The organism is Pontibacter sp. 13R65 (assembly GCF_047525655.1).
Lineage (GTDB): Bacteria > Bacteroidota > Bacteroidia > Cytophagales > Hymenobacteraceae > Pontibacter.
In genome coordinates this window covers 1-19,530 of sequence record NZ_JBLIQL010000035.1, presented here as the reverse complement: position 1 = coordinate 19,530, position 19,530 = coordinate 1, and the positions used below count along the sequence as shown (strand labels likewise).

Genomic DNA, 19,530 nt, shown 5'->3' with positions numbered 1-19,530 from the left:
TACAACCTACATCTAATCGTTGTAACGCATTGTATTCTAGTTCTTCTGAAGCTACCATTGGAATAGCTTAAAGCGAGAAAAAGCTAACATTTACCAGTTCCTGATATAACACCAAATATTATGATTATGAATGTTAAATTTTCGGTTATCATACCTGTTTACAACAAGTTTCCACACCTAGACCGGTCTATAGTATCCGTGTTGAATCAGACCAACCCAGATTTTGAACTGATACTGATAGACGATGCCTCCACAGATGGTTCATCTGAGAAGATACTGGAATTCGACGACCCCAGAATAAAGATATTGAAGCGGGCCGAGCCGGGGCCGGGAGGATATGCCGCCCGTAATCTGGGAATAAAACACGCCTCCCACCCGTGGATATGTTTTCTGGATGCAGACGACGAATGGGAGCTAAACGTGCTGGAGACCTTAGCTGAAGTTATCCGAAACGATGCAGGTGTAGAGATACTATGCTGGGGATGGCTGAACGTGAAAGACAATGTAAAAACGCTGGATGCCTATTCACAGAAATACAAAGACAAACCCATAAAACAGTTTACATTAACAGATTTTTTTAATGTTCCTCAACCCATGTGGACAGGTGGCATCTCCTTAAAAAAAGAATTAATTGACAAAGCAGGCGGTTTTCCCGAGCATGGCTTTAAAAGAGGGGGCGACATGGATACCTGGATCAGGTGCCTGTACCATAGCCACAAAAACCTAAGAATCACCAAGCCTATGACTTATTATTACCTGGATTCGGTGAACATGGTAACAAACTCAACAGAAAAAAATATTGCTTTTTCGTTTTCCGACTTTGTTATGCAGGTTCTGAAAAACACAAACGATAAGCAGCTAATCAAGGCTATTCGCTATTTCCAGAACCGACGTATTTACACCATTCTCAGAGAAAGAGTAAACGAAGGCAAAGGCATAGACTACGACCTGATGTTCAAAATGAACACCAACCTTTCATTCTACTACTTAATTCTGAAACTACATGTAAAGCGGCTGCTACGGCACAGAGCTGTGCAGTAGGCTATTTAAGAACACAAAACTCAGATTTTATAGGATTCTTTTAGGCATGTACCCACAGCCTAAGTAAGCCTTGCGCCTTTTAAGGCAAAATTGCCTCCCGAAGGCCATTTCTATTAGAATAATTGCTCAGTTCTTGCCTGAACTTGTATCAGGGGTTATTAAACAGCACATCATCGGCAGGCACATAATAAAACAAGGAATCATAACACAAGATAAACCAATCCTGTGCCTGTTCCAATCCAATTAGATATTGTTTAAGACAAAAACCTAATTGCTCTTAGGCATCATGCATCTGGATTTTATCGAATCAAGAAAAATACACAACAAGCAATTCTACCTCCTGACTTACGCTACAGTAAGGTGCAATACACATCGCTTTAGTTAATTGATTAAAAGACAATAATTACACTGCTATGATTAAATCTAGGCCAAAACTTTCAGTTTTAAACTTGGGTGGAGATATTTTATCCCTAGTATTTGTGATCAGTTTCTCTTTATTTCTTGTTACGATCAACATGCAAACAGGAACTGACTGGATTTTATTCTCTGGTTTTATAATGGCATGGTGTCTTGTCGGGTTCTGGCGAAAATTGCACAGCCAAAAAGATTATAAAACTGTAAGTCTGCAGCTAACTTATTTTTTTAAAGGCTATATACTACTCATTGGCATTTCATTAATACTCTATTTCCTTTACCCCAATTTGGTTCACGACAAAGACTTGATTATAGGGTTTGTTCTAGTGTTTCCTGCTATTGGAATTCCGATCAATTTCTTAGTTATAAAAATTGCGAAACAGGTAAGCACTACCGACGAAAGAAAGAAACATATTTTGGTAGCCGGTGTTGGCAGCCTGGCCGCCAACATTGAGAAAGAAATGCATGGACATGAGGTTAAAGGCTATATTAGATGCTCGCGGGAGGAGTGCCATGTAAACCAGGATAAGATAGTAGGAGAACTGGATAGCATCCATCAGTTCTTACAAGATAATCCTGTAGATGAGATTGTAATCGCCTTCCCTGTAAAATCAACAAAAAAAGTACGGAACATTATGGCGGCTGCCGATTACTACGGCGTAAGGGTAAAATATATACCAGATTATCAAAGTTTATTTGGCACTCATTACAAAACAAAACGATATGGCCATATAGAGGCCGTACATGTGCGTCAGCTACCGTTAGACGAAAGTAGCTCATCGTTTATGAAGAGCTGCTTCGACAAAAGCTTTTCTTTGATGGCCTTGCTCATGCTCCTGCCTGTTTTCCTGGTGCTTGCCATTTTAATTAAGCTCAATTCCCCCGGCCCGGTTTTTTACTGCCCGATTAGAATCGGAAAAGCCGGCAAGCCATTCAAGGTGTATAAATTCAGAAGTATGAAACAGAATGAAGATACCGTCACCGGTACTCTTTCTACAACACAGAATGACCCAAGAGTTACTTCAATAGGAAAAGTAATGAGAAAATACAGTTTGGATGAGCTGCCTCAATTTATAAATGTGTTTTTGGGAGATATGAGTGTAGTTGGTCCCAGACCGCACCGAAGCTTCCTAAACAAGCAATTACAGGCCAGCACAGACAAATATATGATCAGGCATTACTGCAAACCTGGCATTACAGGCTGGGCACAAGTTAATGGTTGGCGAGGTCCATTGGAAACACAAGAGCAAAAGAGCCAGCGCACCATGCATGATATTTGGTATATGGAAAACTGGTCGTTGGCACTCGATTTTAAAATTATTTTTTTAACGATTTTTGGTAAAAAGGTGCACAAAAATGCTTTTTAACTCATTTCATAAACACGTTGAAGTACAAGCAAACTCTATAATATGAGAAAAAAAGCTACTGTTTATCTTTTCTTCGCTTCTTTGTTCCTTCTTCTAACCAATAGCCAGAACAAGGAACTACCTATACCTGCCCCTCATGCAGCCTCTTTGCAGTCCGACCTTGTTAAGATGTCTGATGATGGACAGTTAACCTATGGATTATATGCCAACGAAGGCGAAGAAAAAAAGCTAAACAGGCTGCCTGACTTTTCTTACGCGGGTTATTTAAAATTAGCATTCCTCCCTAGAATCCGGGTGCTTCGTCTTTAATCTGCAATTCATTATAAACTTGAACTTGCAGTACGTTACTTCAACGAGGTTAGGATTTCTATACCTATAACCGCTTAAGTGCCGCTGCTAAACTTAAATTACTTTCGTTTAGCAACTACTACTGAACATTACATAGCATTTTACTATATAATATTAAGCTATTAACCTTCATATAAGACCTATTCACCAAGTTTTACAATAATTTATAAGTAATTTCCAAAAATGATAGGCAAAACAGTAAATTATTCGTATTAATTTGAATTAAATTGCCAATATTTTAAAATATTGAAGTATAAAAATGCATCTGTTCTAGAAGGTTTGCCTATAGGCTTCTATCTAATAGAGCATTTTACATAAAAAATAACAATATTACAGTTACCAGGACAATAAATGCTTATCAATACAACCAGGAATAGCAGGTGTTTACTATTATAGGTTTTGTTTAACCTGTGTATAGTATTTGAAAATAAGAGTCATTACTCTATTATTTGTCCTTATTTATGCCTTATGAGAACAACCATCATAAGCATTATCACAATTTGAATAAGAATAGGTTGTTGGGGAAATAATTATCAACCAACAATTTAACGGCCCCCCATCATATCGGTGCTCTCGCTGATATTATAATTTGCTGCTGTTTTTACGACTTCAAGTAACTCTGCATCTTAAAGTCACATCAAAACATCTTACTTCTTCATCGTCAACTGAAGGTACGCTTGGAATTTATTGGTAAAACAAAAATGTGAAAAATGGAAAAAAATTACACCTCCCTTACGCCAATCCCATTCTTAAAAATAAATAAACAGGTAGCATTGTTGCTACTAAGTATATTGGTGTGCCTGAGAGTTCAAGCCCTTCCTGGCAAAGAAGGTATAGCCTTAGCTGAGAAAATAAGCTTCAGTAGACAGACGACTGCACTAATAACCAACGTAACATCAAGTTCAGGCAAAAGCTATAGTCAGGCAGTGTTGGCCGTCGGGGCTAAAGTGTATACTGATAGAACTTATGAAGCGACAAGAGTGCCAGCTTCCTTGAACGGGGTATCTCTCATCCAGGTGCCCAACGACGACAAGAGGGCTACGGATGCCTCCCTCCTATCCTTTAATCTGAGCCAGAGCGCTACTGTTTATGTAGCCTACGACCCACGGGCCACAGCACTCCCCTCCTGGCTAAGCACCTGGCAAAAGCAGGCAGAAGTTATAGGAGTAAATGATCCTAAAATCCGCCACATGAACCTGTACAGTAAATCTTTTTCTGCAGGAACGGTTAGTTTGGGTGGTAACATGGCCAGTCCGGCTGCTGGAGCGGAGAACAACTACTTCGTAATAGCGAAAGGAGAGACAAATAACACCCAGTACAATCTCACCGTAACTACCTCTGGCAATGGCACAGTGTCCACCAACCCGAATCAGACGACCTTTACCGGTGGCACAAGCGTAAGCCTGACGGCCATACCGGCTTCAGGCAGCACGTTCACAGGCTGGAGCGGCGATGCTGCAGGCACCAGTAATCCGCTACAGGTGACCATGAACAGCAACAAAGTCATTACTGCTAACTTTGCACCAACACAACCATCAAACAGCCTGATATCTAATATTAGCGCTACCACCGGCAATAGCTACACCGTTTCAGAACTAGTAGCAGGTGCCATCCTGTATTCCGACCGGACATACCAGATTACAGGTGTGCCCGCACTATTGAATGGAGAGCAGTTTATTCAGACACCCAACGACGACAAGAGGAGTACCGCCACCACTCTCCTCTCCTTTAGCCTAAGCCAGAGTGCCACTGTTTATGTAGCCTACGACCCACGGGCCACAGCACTCCCTTCCTGGCTAAGCACATGGCAAAAGCTCCCTGAAAAATTAAATATAAATGATCCTGGCACCCGCACACTGGATCTCTATAGCAAGTCTTATCCAGCCGGAACCGTAAATCTGGGGGGCAACATGGCCAGTCCGGCAGCAGGCTCTCAAACCAATTACATTATATTAGCCAAGCAAGCTGAAATTGCAAACAATACCCTCTCCTTTTCGCCTGCAACTCTAAGTTTCACGGTTGCCCAAGGTGGCACTGTAACCTCCCAATCAACAACATTATCTGCCAGCCAGGGTACACCAAACGTATCGCTGAGTAAGTCGTCAAATGCCAGTTGGCTCACACTGCCAGCCTCCTCGCTGGGAACGCTCACCTTTGGGCCATCTAATATCAATACAACCCTGACACCAGGCACCTACCAGGCTACTGTTACGGCATCTGCGAGTAACTACCAAACAGCTACTATGCAGATAAACTTAACTGTAACTGGAACCAGCTCTGCACAGGAAGTTAAAATAAATTTTCAACCAAGCGGTTCTAGTACACCTAGCGATTATCTGGCAGACACAGGCTTGCCTTATGATGCAAGTCGTAGCTATGGATGGGTACACCCAAGCACCAAACAACCTCTGGATATGTCGGCTAACATGCGCCAACGCAATACCGCCGATGACATACGCCTGAGAACCCTGAACCAGATGCAGTCAACTGTGTCCGGTAGCTGGGAATATGCTGTACCTAACGGCAATTATAATGTAACGGTAAGTGTAGGCGATCCAAGCTATGTAGATAGCAGGCACTCCATAAACGTGGAGGGTGTATCAGCCATCTCTAATTTTGCACCTTCCTCACAAATAAAATTCAGGTCTGCAACGGTTGCCGTTGATGTAACGGATGGCAAGCTCACCATAGATGCGGCAGGTGGAACTAACACCAAAATTAACTACCTCATCATTTCTCCTACAACACCTGGAGCAGACATCATTCCACCAACAGCAGATATCCGGTTTGCAGGAACATCGTTATCTCCTAATGTTTATAAAGATGAGGTGCAGATAAGCTTAAATGCCTCAGATACCGGAGGGTCTGGTCTTTCTTTTGTGCAGTATAGCCTAAACAATGGTCCGTTTACAAATTATACTGCCCCATTTAAATTAAGTACCGTAGGCAACCACACTATTCGGGCTAAGGCAGTAGATGGCAACAACAACCAAACCATTACGGATGCCTATAGCTTCAGCATCACAACTGTGACACAAAGTAATGCCTACCTGGTTCTGCAGAATATGGACAAATTCCTTTCTCCGGATGTCCTTACTTTCTCACGTATTCAAATACCATGGAGGCGTATGAACCCAGACAGCACGTATACGCCCTATAACTCGAACCATGACAAGGTAAGGCTGCGCATTCACAACAAAGGTACAGGAGCCTTGGTAATTCATAACCTCGCCCTTACAAACACTTCAGCCTGGAAGATTGCCACGCTTAACGGAGCAGCCTATGATGCCTCAACAGCATTGCCGCTCACAGTAAATTCCAAAGCCTTTGCAGAAGTAGTTATAGAGTTCATCGCTGTAAATCCTGCAAGTCGGGTTACAGTACTCCAAGGTGAACTCAATATTACCTCTAATGATGATTTAAGTCCTTTCAAAAAAGTAACGTTATTGGGTCTGTGGCAGAATAGAGGCGAAGGGAATTATGAGCCTTATGCCCAAGAAATTATAAATGCCTTTGGCTTAAAAACCAGAGTAGGATTTAATGCCAATGATGGTTCTACTAACAAAGGCACCAGAGTAGTCGCAAACTCTGATGAGATAATTTCACCCTATTTTGTAAGAGCAGATCCATCCAAGCCGGTATATGTTATCCAGATGGCTGCGTACCATGGCTGCTGCAGTCAGACAGAAAGAATTGAGTGGCATGCGAAAGGCAGTACCACAGTTACTAGCATATTCACGCATATTGGCTTGGATGGGCAGACGCTGCTGCCAAGAAAAGGGAACTCAAATCCAGTGCCTGCAGATGGCTCTTTTTCACCATCCGGAGCCTTTGGTTTGAAGGTTCAGAGATCTTATACCGATAGAACTCTAAATTTTGAAGGTAAGATTGGTATCCGTATCTGGAAGGCAGTAGATGCAAACGGCAACATTATTCCAAATGCCTACTTAATTGGTATGGACTACCTGACATCACCCTTCGTGAACTACGATTATCAGGACAATATCTATTATGTAAGCAATTTAAAACCAGAGGTAGGTGCGGCTTATTTTTCTGAACTGGAAGCCTCTCCATCAGCGGTTGACTTCGGCACAGTGATGGCAGGCAGCAGCAAAAACTTGTCTATAGTTCTAAGTAACCTTGGCAAAACTCACCCTGATGGCAGTAGCGATCCCTCTATCTCCATAAGGAGTTTAGAAGTTGTTGGACCAGATAGCAGTGAGTTTACGGCAGCCTTGCCTTCTACCACTACACTGGCAACACAAGGCACCACGAGTAGCTCGGTTACCTTTAAACCAACCAGCCGAGGCATTAAAAATGCTGTTCTTTTGGTTCACTATAATAATGCAGCCTCTCCCCTACGTGTTCCGCTTTATGGCATCTCCAATGATGAGAGCACGAATATAGTTCTCGTAAAACGAATAAAAGGTGCCGCCGATACGGGCGTATCAATTGGGGGAGTTCCTTGGGAAGCAGACATAAGCTACCGATCTGGCTCTATAAAGCTGGATAGACAGAACGTGACCACACCTATTGCCTCAACAGATCATGATGTCTTGTACCAGACTTACCTCTCTGCATCTTCTGATCTGGCAGAAACCCGTTATGCCATTCCAAATCTGCCTAGTGGCAACTACTTGGTTCGTATGCACTTTGTAGAGAATTTCTTCTCTGCGGCAGGCTCAAGGGTATTCAATATTACCATGGAAAACACCGCTAAGCTCACTGCATTTGATATATACAGTGGGGTTGGCTACCGAACTGCCCTGGTAAAAGACTTTGATATAAATGTAACAGACGGAACGCTAAACATTAGATTTAATCCAACAGCAAACCGTGTTGCTATTGCTGGTCTCGAAATTTTCAGGGCGACTTCAAGTATAAATTCTCCAGGTGCCATAACAGAGTCTCTGCAGCGCGCTACCGAAGATTTGAAAGTCCAGGTGTACCCTAACCCTAGCACGGGCGACAGAATTCAGATGTCGCTGAATGGCTTTGGGCAACAGGAAAAAGTCAGGGTGAGCATTTACGACATCACGGGTAGAGCCGTAGAGTCAATCGAGGTAGACGTTGATGCCCATGGAGCCTCCAGTACCAACATAGCAACCAGCAGGCGCCTAAATCGTGGCCTGTATATTATCAAAGCGCAATCTATAGGTGGTGAAACCCATACAAGATTGATAATAGAATAGATTTTCCAGAGCTAGGGAAGAAGCATCCTGCAAGGCTTCCTCCCTAGCTCTGGAAATTTACTTCTGCGCTGCCTTTCTGCTCTTTGCACAGGTATAACCTGTCCATATAATCTGGCCTCAACGCTTTTTGCAGCTTAGTTACGCCTACCAATTTTAAAACCTCATGAGCAAAAACACTACTCCCATCTTCAATCACTCTGTTCCAGCAGGCTGGGTATGGAGCGTGTTACTAACAGTTGTGCTGCTTGGTAATTTCTCGGCTAAAGGATTGGCACAGGGCTGCCCTCCTATAAGCACGCTGCCATGCGCAGGGCTGGAGGTTTCCCTTCCATATAGCCTGAACTTTAGTAGCTCCATAGCAGGCACCTTAGCAGACAAAAACGGAGTGGGTACAGGCTTCACCTTAGCTGATGCCTACTCAGGCACACGCCTTGCGGCAGATGGCTCTCCCACTAATACAACAGCACCAGGTTATGAACCATCTAAATTAACCGTAGCTTCTGGAAGGCTACAAGTTATCACCAATCAGGGTATCGCCTCTACTACTAGCAATAATCAGCTCAATGCCTTGGGAGTAAAAGTGAATTCCCGCACCAAAATAACGGCTGAAGTTAACCTCATAAACCCTTTCAATGGCACTGCTTTTCAACAGGGGGGCTTGTGGTTTGGGTTAAATGATAAGACTTTTGTGAAACTGGTAGTGGTAGGAAACAAAGTGGAAATGCGCCGGGAGATGAATGATGTATCTACTACTGCAGACCAACGCATCACTGGCTCAGTAACAGGTATCAACACGTCTACTGTTAGGTTGAAGTTGGTAATAGATCCTGATGCGAACACGGCAACAGGTTTCTTCACTCTGAACGATGGTGCAGAAAGAAGCGTAGGTGCTGCCCTTAGTATCTCTGGCATGGGACTCACGGCCTCTACCGCTAATGTGGGCATATTCGCAACACATCGAAACGGAAGTACTCCCATCACCTATACCTTCGACGACTTCTCCGTAACTGGCAATACAACATCAGGAGGTAATGCACCAGTATTTGTAAATAAAAACTATACCTTCTCCGTTTCTGATGGGGCTAACGTGGGTACTACTGCCGGAACTGTTAAGGCAACTGATCCTGATGGAGATGTTATTACTTATTCCATAACAGCCGGAAACACAAATGGCGCGTTTGGAATTAATCCGGCCACGGGGGCCATAACGCTTGCAAAAAAATTAAACTACCATACGCAATCAGCCTACAGTTTAAAGATTAGGGCCTCCGATGCCGGAGCAGCATTTGACGTAGCCACAGCAACGATTAATGTTACTGCAGAAAACACTTTGCAACCCTACAACAGCATTACCTGGAGTACTGTCGCAAGCCAGCCTTACTCCGTTAACGAAGCACAAGGCAAGGTGGTGAATGGGAAGCTTTATACTTTCGGAGGCTTTGACAGCCGAAAGTCTTGCTGTACACCCACAAGCCGTGCTTATGTGTATGACCCAGTTACCAACAGGTGGACACCTATTGCGCCAATGCCTGCAATGAACGGCACCAATTATGGGGGAGTTACCCACGCCGGATTTACAACAGACGGAACAGACATTTACTTTGCCGGCGGATATACCTCTAACGCAGCCGGTACCGGCCAGATCTTCGGTACCAGAGAAGCCTGGAAATACATAGTAGCAGAAAACCGTTATGTTAGGTTACCGGATCTACCAATTGTTATTTCTGCCGGGCAACTTGAATATTTGAACGGCAAATTGCACCATATAGCCGGCACCAACCAGGCTCGCACCCAGGATTTGGGAAACCATTATGTGCTAGACTTAGATAATCTGGCTGCAGGCTGGACAACCCTCTCTGCCTTGCCTAATCCGCGTCAGCATGCCGGGTCAGCAGTGTTCAACGAGAAAATTTATTTTATAGGCGGCCAGAATGGGCATGATCATAACCTGGTAGCATCCAAAGAAGTACATCGCTACGATCCTGTAACAAACACATGGACCAAAGTAGCAGATTTACCTGTTCCTACAGGAGCTACTGGTCGAGGCCATATTTCCTCTTCTGTTACTATAGCCGGTGATAGAGTACTGGTATTAGGAGGAGAAACTGTTCACAATAGTAGTCGAACAAATATGGTTTCAGCATACAACCCTGCCACTAATACCTGGAGCAACCTTACTTCTTTACCCTCATCCCGCTACTCTGGTGTTGCTGGGTTTATCAATAATTTAATTTATTATACAGGAGGCTCCAACTCGAGCACTACCTTTAAGGGAACCCCCGGAGGCACCACAACTACTCAGCAGCAGGTTGTAAGTTTTAGTTTATTTAATGCCGATAGTAAGTCCTTTTTACAGTCGCTCTCCGATGGTGCTACCCTTAATCTATCTACTTTCCCTACAAAGAACTTTAACATACGCGCTAACACCAACCCCACAACAGTAGGAAGTGTGATTCTTGAACTAAGCGGAGCGCAAACCGAGACAATAATCGAGAATAGAGCGCCATATGACTTAATGGGCGATAATGGTGTGTGGGTACCAACTGTGGGAAACTATACGCTCAAGGCTACACCATACTCTTCCTCTAATGGAAGTGGTTCTACAGGTACTCCATTAACCATAAACTTCTCCGTTACGAATGAGACAACTATTACCAGCAAAAATCTTATTAACAGTGGCGGAAACCAATATATAGATCAGCAAGCAAGGAACTGGACGGCAGACAGCTATTTTACTGGTGGCCTAACCCGCTCAAAAATTTTCGATGTAGCGGGCACTACAGAAGACCCGCTCTACCAATATTATCGATATGCCGACAATACAGCCCCTTTCAGCTATAATATACCTTTTAGCGGCACAGGCCCATGCAATGTCTACCTCCATTTCCTGGAGCCATATTTTGGAGCTCCTGGTGGCAAAACGACTAATTTAACCGGAGCTCGCGTGTTCCATGTAGACATAGAAGGGCAACGGGTGCTGGAAAACTATGACATATATACACAAGACGGAGCAGGCAAGGCTATTGTGAAGATGTTTCATATAGAATCTGTATCTGATGGCATCATAAACATTGTTTTTACTTCAGTAAAAGACAATGCAATAATTTCAGCTATTGAAGTGGAGGCCAGCCCTGTTCATGCAGCAAGCAGTACAATAGAGGTTTACCCTAATCCAAGCAACGGCGACAAAATACATGTGGCACTTAAGGGCTTCATCGGGCAGGAACATGTTAGCCTCACACTGTATGACCTGGCAGGACGAGCTATTCAGACAACTAGTGCGAACACAGACCAAAACGGAACATCTGTATCTGAAATTCCTATAAGCAGAGAACTAAACCGGGGCCTGTACATCATTAAGGCACAGTCTAATTTAAAAGAGGTCCGCACGAAGATATTCATAGATTAACATGAGTAGCCTATTCTGCATACAAACTCCCCAACTCTAGCTAATACCTAATGCTAAGTCTGGATCCTTAAAAGGCAAAACGATGCTTTAGAGGGCCTTTTCATTTGAATAATTTNGATTAACATGAGTAGCCTATTCTGCATACAAACTCCCCAACTCTAGCTAATACCTAATGCTAAGTCTGGATCCTTAAAAGGCAAAACGATGCTTTAGAGGGCCTTTTCATTTGAATAATTTGCCGACAGCAGGTACAATTCCGAACCTGCTGTCGGCAGCCATAGTCTGCTTAAAACTAATTTCTACCAACTTCTATTACACTAGGTTCTATGAAAACCACTGCAATAGACGAGACTCAATGATTCGCTTAATCCTTTACGCATGAAAAATTTGTTTACTTACCTACTTAAGCTTTCTGTTCCATCAATCCGGTTACAGAGCATTCTATTTGCAATTGCATTAAGTTGCGCATCTTTCTTCTCGGCACTGGCACAGGCTCCCAACCCCGTCAGCACATTACCCTTTAGCCAGTCACAGATTTCTCTCCCCTATAACTTGAGCTCTAACGCCTCAATAGGAAGCGGCACACGAATGGGCTTGGGCCTCACCTCTTCCACAGCTGATGTTGGCCTGTTAGCCACTCGTTACTCTGGAACAAACTACATCTCAGCAGCTGCTTCTGAACCCGCCCAATCCACAGTTTTGGTTAGCGACATAGCCTCCACTACCAGCAGAAGCTATACCTTAGCGACTATAGCGGTTGGCGCAAACTACTATACTGACCGTGCTTTTCAGATAACTAGCTTACCTGCTTTCCTGAATGGGAAATCGCTGATCCGCACGGCAAACGACGACAAAAGTAACAGTAGCACCAATTTACTTTCTTTTAACCTGAGCCAGACTGCTCATGTTTATGTTGCTTACGATCCGAGAGGCACTACCCTTCCGGCCTGGCTTAGCGACTGGCAAAGGCTGCCTGACAGAATCGGGATAAATGACTCTAAAATAAAATACATGGTGCTTTATACCAAGAGCTACCCAGCAGGTACTGTGACCATGGGAGGCAATATAGCCGATCCGGCTGTAGGGGCACAAAACAACTATTTTGTTTTGGCAAGTGAGGCTACCGCCACCGTAAATCAACCTCCTGTTGCCAATGCCGGCCCAGATAAGACTATTACTTTGCCCACTAGTTCTGTAACATTGGAGGGCTCCGGAGTCGACACCGACGGTACCATTACTGATTACACCTGGACCCAAGTAAGCGGACCTAGCACAGCTAGCTTTAACAGCACCACAATAGCCCAACCCACCGTGAGCGGACTGCAGGCTGGCAGCTATGTTTTCAGCCTTGTAGTGCGCGATAATCAGAATGCCCCTAGTCCTGCAGACGAGGTTACAATAACAGTACAGAGTGCTCCCATTACAAATAGCTGCTATCCTCTTAGCACACTCGCTTGCGACCAGGTAGAAGTATCACTTCCCTACAGCCTGAACTTCAGCAGCTCAGTAGAAGGCACGCTAACAGATAAAAATGGAGTAGGCACCGGCTTTACTATGGTAGATCCTTATTCAGGCACGAGATTATCTGCAGACGGAACACCTTCTAACACCAACATACCTGCTTATGAGCCTTCTCAACTAACGGTAGCTTCAGGAAGGCTACAGCTAGTTACTAACAAGGGTATAGGGTGGTTAACCAATAACAATCAAATCAATGCGTTGGGGGTAAGAGTAGATTCACGCTCCAGGCTCACCATGGAAGTAGCGTTGGTGAATCCTTACTATGGTACCTCCTCTCAGCAGGCAGGCCTGTGGTTTGGGCTGAACGACAAAACTTTTATAAAGCTAGTGGTAGTAGGAAATAAGGTGGAACTTCGCCGGGAGGTAAATGATGCCTCCACTACTTCAGACCAACGTATTACAGGTTCCATTTCTGCCGTTAACAATTCAACGGTACGGTTGCGGCTGGTGGCGGACCCGATAACCAACACTATTCAGGCCTCCTATTCCTTGAACGGGGGGAACCAACAAAATGTGGGTACGGCATTAAGTATGGCAGGCATGGAGCTCACTTCCTCTACGGCCTATGCAGGCATCTTTGCCTCACATCGCAATGGCTCAAGTCCAGTTACCTATACGTTCGACGATTTTTCTATAACCGGAGTAAACTCTGCAGATTTGAACCGACCTTATATTACAGCTGTACGTCCTGCTAATGGCGCAACAGGTGTTGCATTAGATCAATCTATTTCAGTTGATCTGGCGTTTCCAAGTGGTGCATCTTTAGATGGGGCTACCATTAGTCCCAATACAGTAAAACTATATAGCGTAAGCAATGGTAATAGAACCGAAGTAAGCGGCACAGCTGTGAATACCACAGCTGCCGGAGATGCTATTACCCTTACCGCTACGCTCAACTTAAACACAACCTATGAGTTCAGGGTAAGCGATCAAGTGAAAGATTTGAATGGCTATGCGCTGCTTCCATTCACCTCTACCTTTACTACCACTAGCATCGTTGAAACCATACCACCTGACCTGGAGGGAATTGCATTTACAGAGCAAATTCTAGTAGATAATACTTTTGGGAACGATGGTTTCACAACATTGGTGATTGGACCAGACAGGAAGCTTTATGCGGCCACATCGGGAGGCAAAATTGAACGGTGGGATATTAGACCAGATGGCACAATTTTCAATCGCATCACGATCTCGCCATTTGGCTCTACTCGAAGGTTGCTTGTTGGGTTGCGGTTTGATCCGGCAGCCACAGCAGACAATCTAGTTGCCTGGCTCAGCCATTCTGCTTCTGTTTTCAAAGATGCCCCGGAGTGGTCCAGCACAATATCCAGAATAAACATGAACAGCCCGGATAATCCGCAGGTAGTGGACTATGTGATCAACCTTCCGCGTTCTGTTAAAGATCATTCTATTTTTTCAATAGACTTTGGCCCGGATGGCGGCATGTATATTCTACAAGGGGGCAATACGGCGATGGGCGCAGCTGACCCATCCTGGGGAAACAGGCCGGAAAGACTTTTATCGGCAGCCTTACTAAGGCTTGATATTGCAAAAGCGCAGCAACAGGCGCTGCCTATAGATGCCAAGACTGAGGAAGGAGGTAATTATAACCCCTATGCCGCCAATGCACCATTAACACTTTATGCCACAGGCATAAGAAACGCTTATGACCTTGTTTGGCACTCCAATGGCCAGCTTTATGTACCTACAAACGGATCTGCTGCCGGCGGCTATACTCCAGGTCTTAATTCAGGTTCCGTATGGTCTAACGGAAGTGTATATAATGGCCCTACTATTCCCGCTATGGTGGATGTGCGGGCAACACAAAGCGATTATTTATTCAGAGTAGAAAAAGGCGGCTACTATGGCCACCCTAATGTACTTCGCAACGAGTACATCATGAATGGCGGAAACCCAACAGCGGAAGTAGATCCTGCTGAAATAGTATGGGAACTCAACGGCCAGAAATACGGATACCCAGTAGGAACTCCACACGAGCCGAATTATCGGGGTTTTGCCTTCGATTTTGGGCTAAATATGTCTCCAAACGGTGTCATCGAATACAAAAGTAACGCTTTTGGGGGCAGGCTGGCTGGTAAGCTCTTAGTTTGCCGGTTTAGCGGAAGTGACGACATCCTGTTGCTGGAGCCAGGAGGACCCAAACTAGATATTGTTCGCTCTGTAGAGGGCAGCTTAATTCCAGGCTTGCGCCGCCCTTTTTCTAATCCTTTAGATTTGGTAGAAGATGTAGTTACCGGGAATCTGTACCTCTCCGAATATTTTGATGGCAACGGATCAGGGAAACCGCGTATTACCTTATTAAAAGTTAATCAGCCTACAATTACTACTACCGTAAATGCCGGTGGTCCGCTATACACCGATAGTCAATCAAAGCAATGGGGCGCAGATGGTTACCACACAGGCGGCACATCTGGCAACAAAAGCTTTGATGTAACAGGAACAACCGATGATCAGCTCTACCTTAAGTACAGGCTTGCCACTTCAGCAAGTTCTACCACACCTGGTGCACCATTCAGCTATAACATTCCGGTAAGCGGCCCTGGTACCTACACCGTAAAACTCCACTTTGTAGAACCATACTACGGAGCACCAGGCGGGAGAACATCTGGTTTGGTAGGCGCCCGTGTTTTTCATGTAGACATAGAAGGTCAACGGGCTCTGAGCAACTACGACATATATTCTCAGGACGGGGCCGGCAAGGCTATTATCAAGACCTTCGAAAACATATCTGTAACAGATCAATCAGTTGATATAGTGTTTACCTCTGTTAAGAACAATGCCATTGTATCTGCGATTGAAGTACTTCCTGGCACTCCTGGTATAGCCAAAATTAGTTCTGACCAAGTAGCTTCTTCCCTACTTAGGAGTACTGTGAGCGAAGAAGCCTCTTTGCATGCCTATCCTAACCCAAATACGGGAGCAGAAGTATTCATTGAATTAAAGGGTTTTAATAAATCTGAGACTGTGGCGCTCACACTGATTGATGCAGCCGGAAGGACAATTCTTTCAAACTCAGTCACAACTAATCAGTATGGCACGGCAGTTGTCAATTTACCGTTGCACAAAAATATAAACAGGGGCATGTACTTTATCAGGGCACAAAGTTTATCTACTGTAAAGGCTGTTAAATTTGTAGTAGATTAAGCTACACCTCCTGTTAAGCCTGACATGCTGCCTTTTTATACCAAAGCTAAACAGTGAAATGGTTGGCGAGGGAGGGTATCAACACCTACTTCAGGCTGCTTCTCCCCAGCAACTTGTGCTAGCTGATTGTAAGACAGTAATAGGCTAGGGCTGCCTTACAACTTGCTCAAAAATTCAATCTGCAAACATTCGTTACAGCAGATAATAGTTTATCCTATACTTCCTCCATAAAACAGTAACGGTGCCCAGGTGCTCGTCTCTCCTATTAGAGAGCCGAAAACCCGGGCACCGTTGCTATTATACAGGCTCCCTTCTTACTAGGGAGTCAGGCCCTACTGCTTTATCACTTCTATAGCAGAGATAATGGCGTTGTTCTTCAGGGAAGCAAAGTCGATGTTGAGCGTTCCGTTGGTTACCGACACACCGGTAAAGGTTTTCACCACGGCACGCCCGAAGCCCGCCTCACGATGGATGTCGTAGCTGCTCAGCACGCGCTTGCCCTGCACAGACACATCAAAAACCCGTGCGTTGGAGGCTTTGAAATACGGCTCCACAAAGTGTAGCTTCACGGTGTAGAGACCAGAAGACTTTACTGGCATCCTGTAGCCGAAGGTTCTCCCGGAGGAGGCATAGCGGTAGCTGCGGTAAAGGTTCGCATCTCTGGTGCCTGATACGCTGATGGATTTCTCGGCGACTACTCCGCCCGTGAAGCCCCCGTCGGCTGACCAGTTTCTGGATTGGCTGTCGGTGTGCTGTTTGCCACCTACGTTAGTCAATAGCATGCTGCTAGAGGTGGTTGGAGAGGAAGTTCCTGTTCCCCTGCGTGGTGTCATGTCAGCGAGTGTCGCCCGCTCATTTCCCATCCTGATCTCGTCGAAGTAGAGCACGCGCTTCTTGGTGTCGGTGGTTTTGCCGTTGTTCCAGTCGGACTTGTAGATGCCCAGCTTCCACCTGGGGATGATCTCGGTGGTTCCCCTGGCCAGGTCCTTCTCGGCAAAGCAGTTCCCGCCCCGGTAGGCGAGCTTCTTCTCGCCGTTGACCCACATGTCGGTCACGCCGGCGTGGTGGTCGAAGACGATGTGGAAGACGATGTTCACCCAATGGTCCTTGGGCAGCGGGTTCCACCCCTCCACGGGCAGCTTGATGCTGCTGCCGGCAAAGCGCCGCACGTCGAGGAACATCCGGCCGTTGATGATGCGCAGGGACATGGGCGGGTTGGTCGGCCCCTGGTGCCACTGGGTGATGATATCCTGCTTGCGGTCGTTCTGCCAGTACTCTGAAGGCAGGTACACTGAGAAGGCAAACCATCTGTCTTTTACCGATTGAATAGGATACTGTACTTCTGATCTTGTTCCATTATTCTGCTTTGCATCACCCTGTCGTAATTCAAATCTTCCTACTTTACCTGTACCATAAGGGTTAGCTACTACTTTAAAGGAGTGGGGTTGGTTTACCTCATACTGAGTTCTGGCTCCTTTCCATAAGGTTCCACCCTCAAATGTTTCTTCATACATTATATTGGCAGAGGTCGCCAATTTAGTGTCCTCTAAGGATAGAGTGTTATTAGGAGCAATCTCCTCTAATTCTTTTTGTTCACAAGAAAATACTATTGCACCTACCAAAAAAGGCGCAAGAATACCACGAAATAAAAGGTTCATAAAATTGGGCTAAAGTTGAAAATTAATTTGGCTAAATGGTTAATGAAATACTTATATTAATTACTACAAAACTCTCTTGAAGACTTCTTTCAATTGCAATTTTTTGAACTATAACAATTGTTGGAACATGCATTTTAAACTAATGTAATTTTATTCTCCTTTCCTCTTCCCCAAAACCTAAGGAAGGAATTTAATTCCTTTTCCAAATCAGCAAAAAATCTGGAACTCAGTTTTTTTGTATATTTTTTTTAATATCATCGACACAAATGTAAAGGACTATTCATTAATTCAAAAAACGACATTAACAAAATGGGTAAACACCCGAAACCTTTATACTAACGCATCATATTCTAGTGCGAAAGTCCCTCTTGTTTTATATATGTATTTAAACCACAAACACACTTTTAGGACGATTCAAATACAGATTTAATTCTAAAACGCAAGTAGTTAATTATATATATGATAAAACAATACAATTTTTAATTATTGACTGCTCACAAATTTTAGAATAAAATATACTAATATAATGATACCCATATTAGGACTTATTATATAGCTTAATTAGTAAATATATTAGATTGCACACTTGCCTCTATTGATAGAGTAACTGCCCTAATTCTCAGTACAAGGGTAGTTATTGAGGCTATAGAGAGAACAAAAATATAAAAACCTTATAGTAATAAGCCTTAATAATATACAAGCAAAATCCTATTTGTAGACCGATATTAAATTAGTTTCTGTCTACCATTGAAGGTTAATGAATACTTATAATAATTGCTATTGCAAAGAGAGGAGACTTGCAAATTCGTTTTGAAAACGCTCTGAACAAAAGCTAGCAAGACTATATTTTTATTATTTTATTGCAAAAATTTAATAAATATGTTTAAGTTTAATAATAAGCTTAATCAGTGTCACTAAGACTTTATGAATGTAAATCTTCATAATTTTCTAACACCTTTACTGTTATCCATAATCACTATTTCTTATGGGCAGACAAACATTCAAAGTGAGATATATAAGCATGCTTTAGTGATTACAGAATTGCCTCCTAATGTTAACTTATTACATGAAGAGACCTTTGAATGCAGCAAAGTGTTTTCTGGCGTATCAAAGCAATATACTGTCAATGCCCATGCGTTCTCGGTAGTAGATAACCCTAGCGGCACAGGCAAGGTGGGAAGATTTGAATTACGACAGGGTGATGCAAGGCAGTCAGGAGGAACGAGGGCAGAGGTGCAGTTCCCTAGGCAGAAAGGAGAAAATGCCAATGACAGATGGTTTGCCTTCTCGGTGTACCTGCCTTCAGAGTACTGGCAGAACGACCGCAAGCAGGATATCATCACCCAGTGGCACCAGGGGCCGACCAACCCGCCCATGTCCCTGCGCATCATCAACGGCCGGATGTTCCTCGACGT

8 protein-coding genes are annotated in these 19,530 nt (G+C 44.1%); 7 read left to right on the top strand and 1 reads right to left on the bottom strand.

The genetic code is table 11. From position 1 onward, the window contains the following. The first annotated feature begins 126 nt into the window (after positions 1–126). The 6 genes from ACMA1I_RS22160 (at position 127) to ACMA1I_RS22135 (ending at position 16,457) form a co-directional block, all read left to right on the top strand. Positions 127–1,041: a glycosyltransferase family 2 protein gene (locus tag ACMA1I_RS22160; RefSeq protein WP_337070678.1), complete on the top strand. Its 915-nt coding sequence runs from the start codon at positions 127–129 to the stop codon at positions 1,039–1,041. A 413-nt stretch (positions 1,042–1,454) separates the two neighbouring features. Then, positions 1,455–2,822 carry an exopolysaccharide biosynthesis polyprenyl glycosylphosphotransferase gene (locus ACMA1I_RS22155; protein WP_337070677.1) on the top strand — a complete coding sequence of 456 codons (1,368 nt, stop codon included), beginning with the start codon at positions 1,455–1,457 and terminating at the stop codon, positions 2,820–2,822. Positions 2,823–2,864: 42 nt separating this feature from the next. Next, on the top strand, positions 2,865–3,131 hold the full coding sequence (locus tag ACMA1I_RS22150; RefSeq protein ID WP_337070676.1) for a hypothetical protein: 267 nt from the start codon (positions 2,865–2,867) through the stop codon (positions 3,129–3,131). Between the two features lie 749 nt (positions 3,132–3,880). Beyond that, complete coding sequence (locus ACMA1I_RS22145) at positions 3,881–8,362, top strand: malectin domain-containing carbohydrate-binding protein (protein WP_337070675.1); 4,482 nt, start codon at positions 3,881–3,883, stop codon at positions 8,360–8,362. A gap of 163 nt (positions 8,363–8,525) precedes the next feature. Continuing rightward, a complete protein-coding gene (locus ACMA1I_RS22140; protein ID WP_337070674.1) occupies positions 8,526–11,771 on the top strand; it encodes a kelch repeat-containing protein in 3,246 nt (1,081 codons plus the stop codon). A gap of 378 nt (positions 11,772–12,149) precedes the next feature. Continuing rightward, the gene (locus tag ACMA1I_RS22135) at positions 12,150–16,457 is read left to right on the top strand and encodes a malectin domain-containing carbohydrate-binding protein (RefSeq protein ID WP_337070673.1); all 4,308 of its coding nucleotides are present in this window, start codon (positions 12,150–12,152) and stop codon (positions 16,455–16,457) included. A 332-nt stretch (positions 16,458–16,789) separates the two neighbouring features. Here the strand turns inward: ACMA1I_RS22135 and ACMA1I_RS22130 are convergent, their stop codons facing one another. Beyond that, positions 16,790–18,115, bottom strand: a complete 1,326-nt coding sequence (locus tag ACMA1I_RS22130) for a heparin lyase I family protein (protein ID WP_337070672.1) — start codon at positions 18,113–18,115, stop codon at positions 16,790–16,792. A 1,092-nt stretch (positions 18,116–19,207) separates the two neighbouring features. On the opposite strand from ACMA1I_RS22130, the gene ACMA1I_RS22125 reads away from it, so the two are divergent. Then, the coding region (locus ACMA1I_RS22125) for a heparin lyase I family protein (protein WP_337070671.1) at positions 19,208–19,530 on the top strand (323 nt) is incomplete at its 3' end.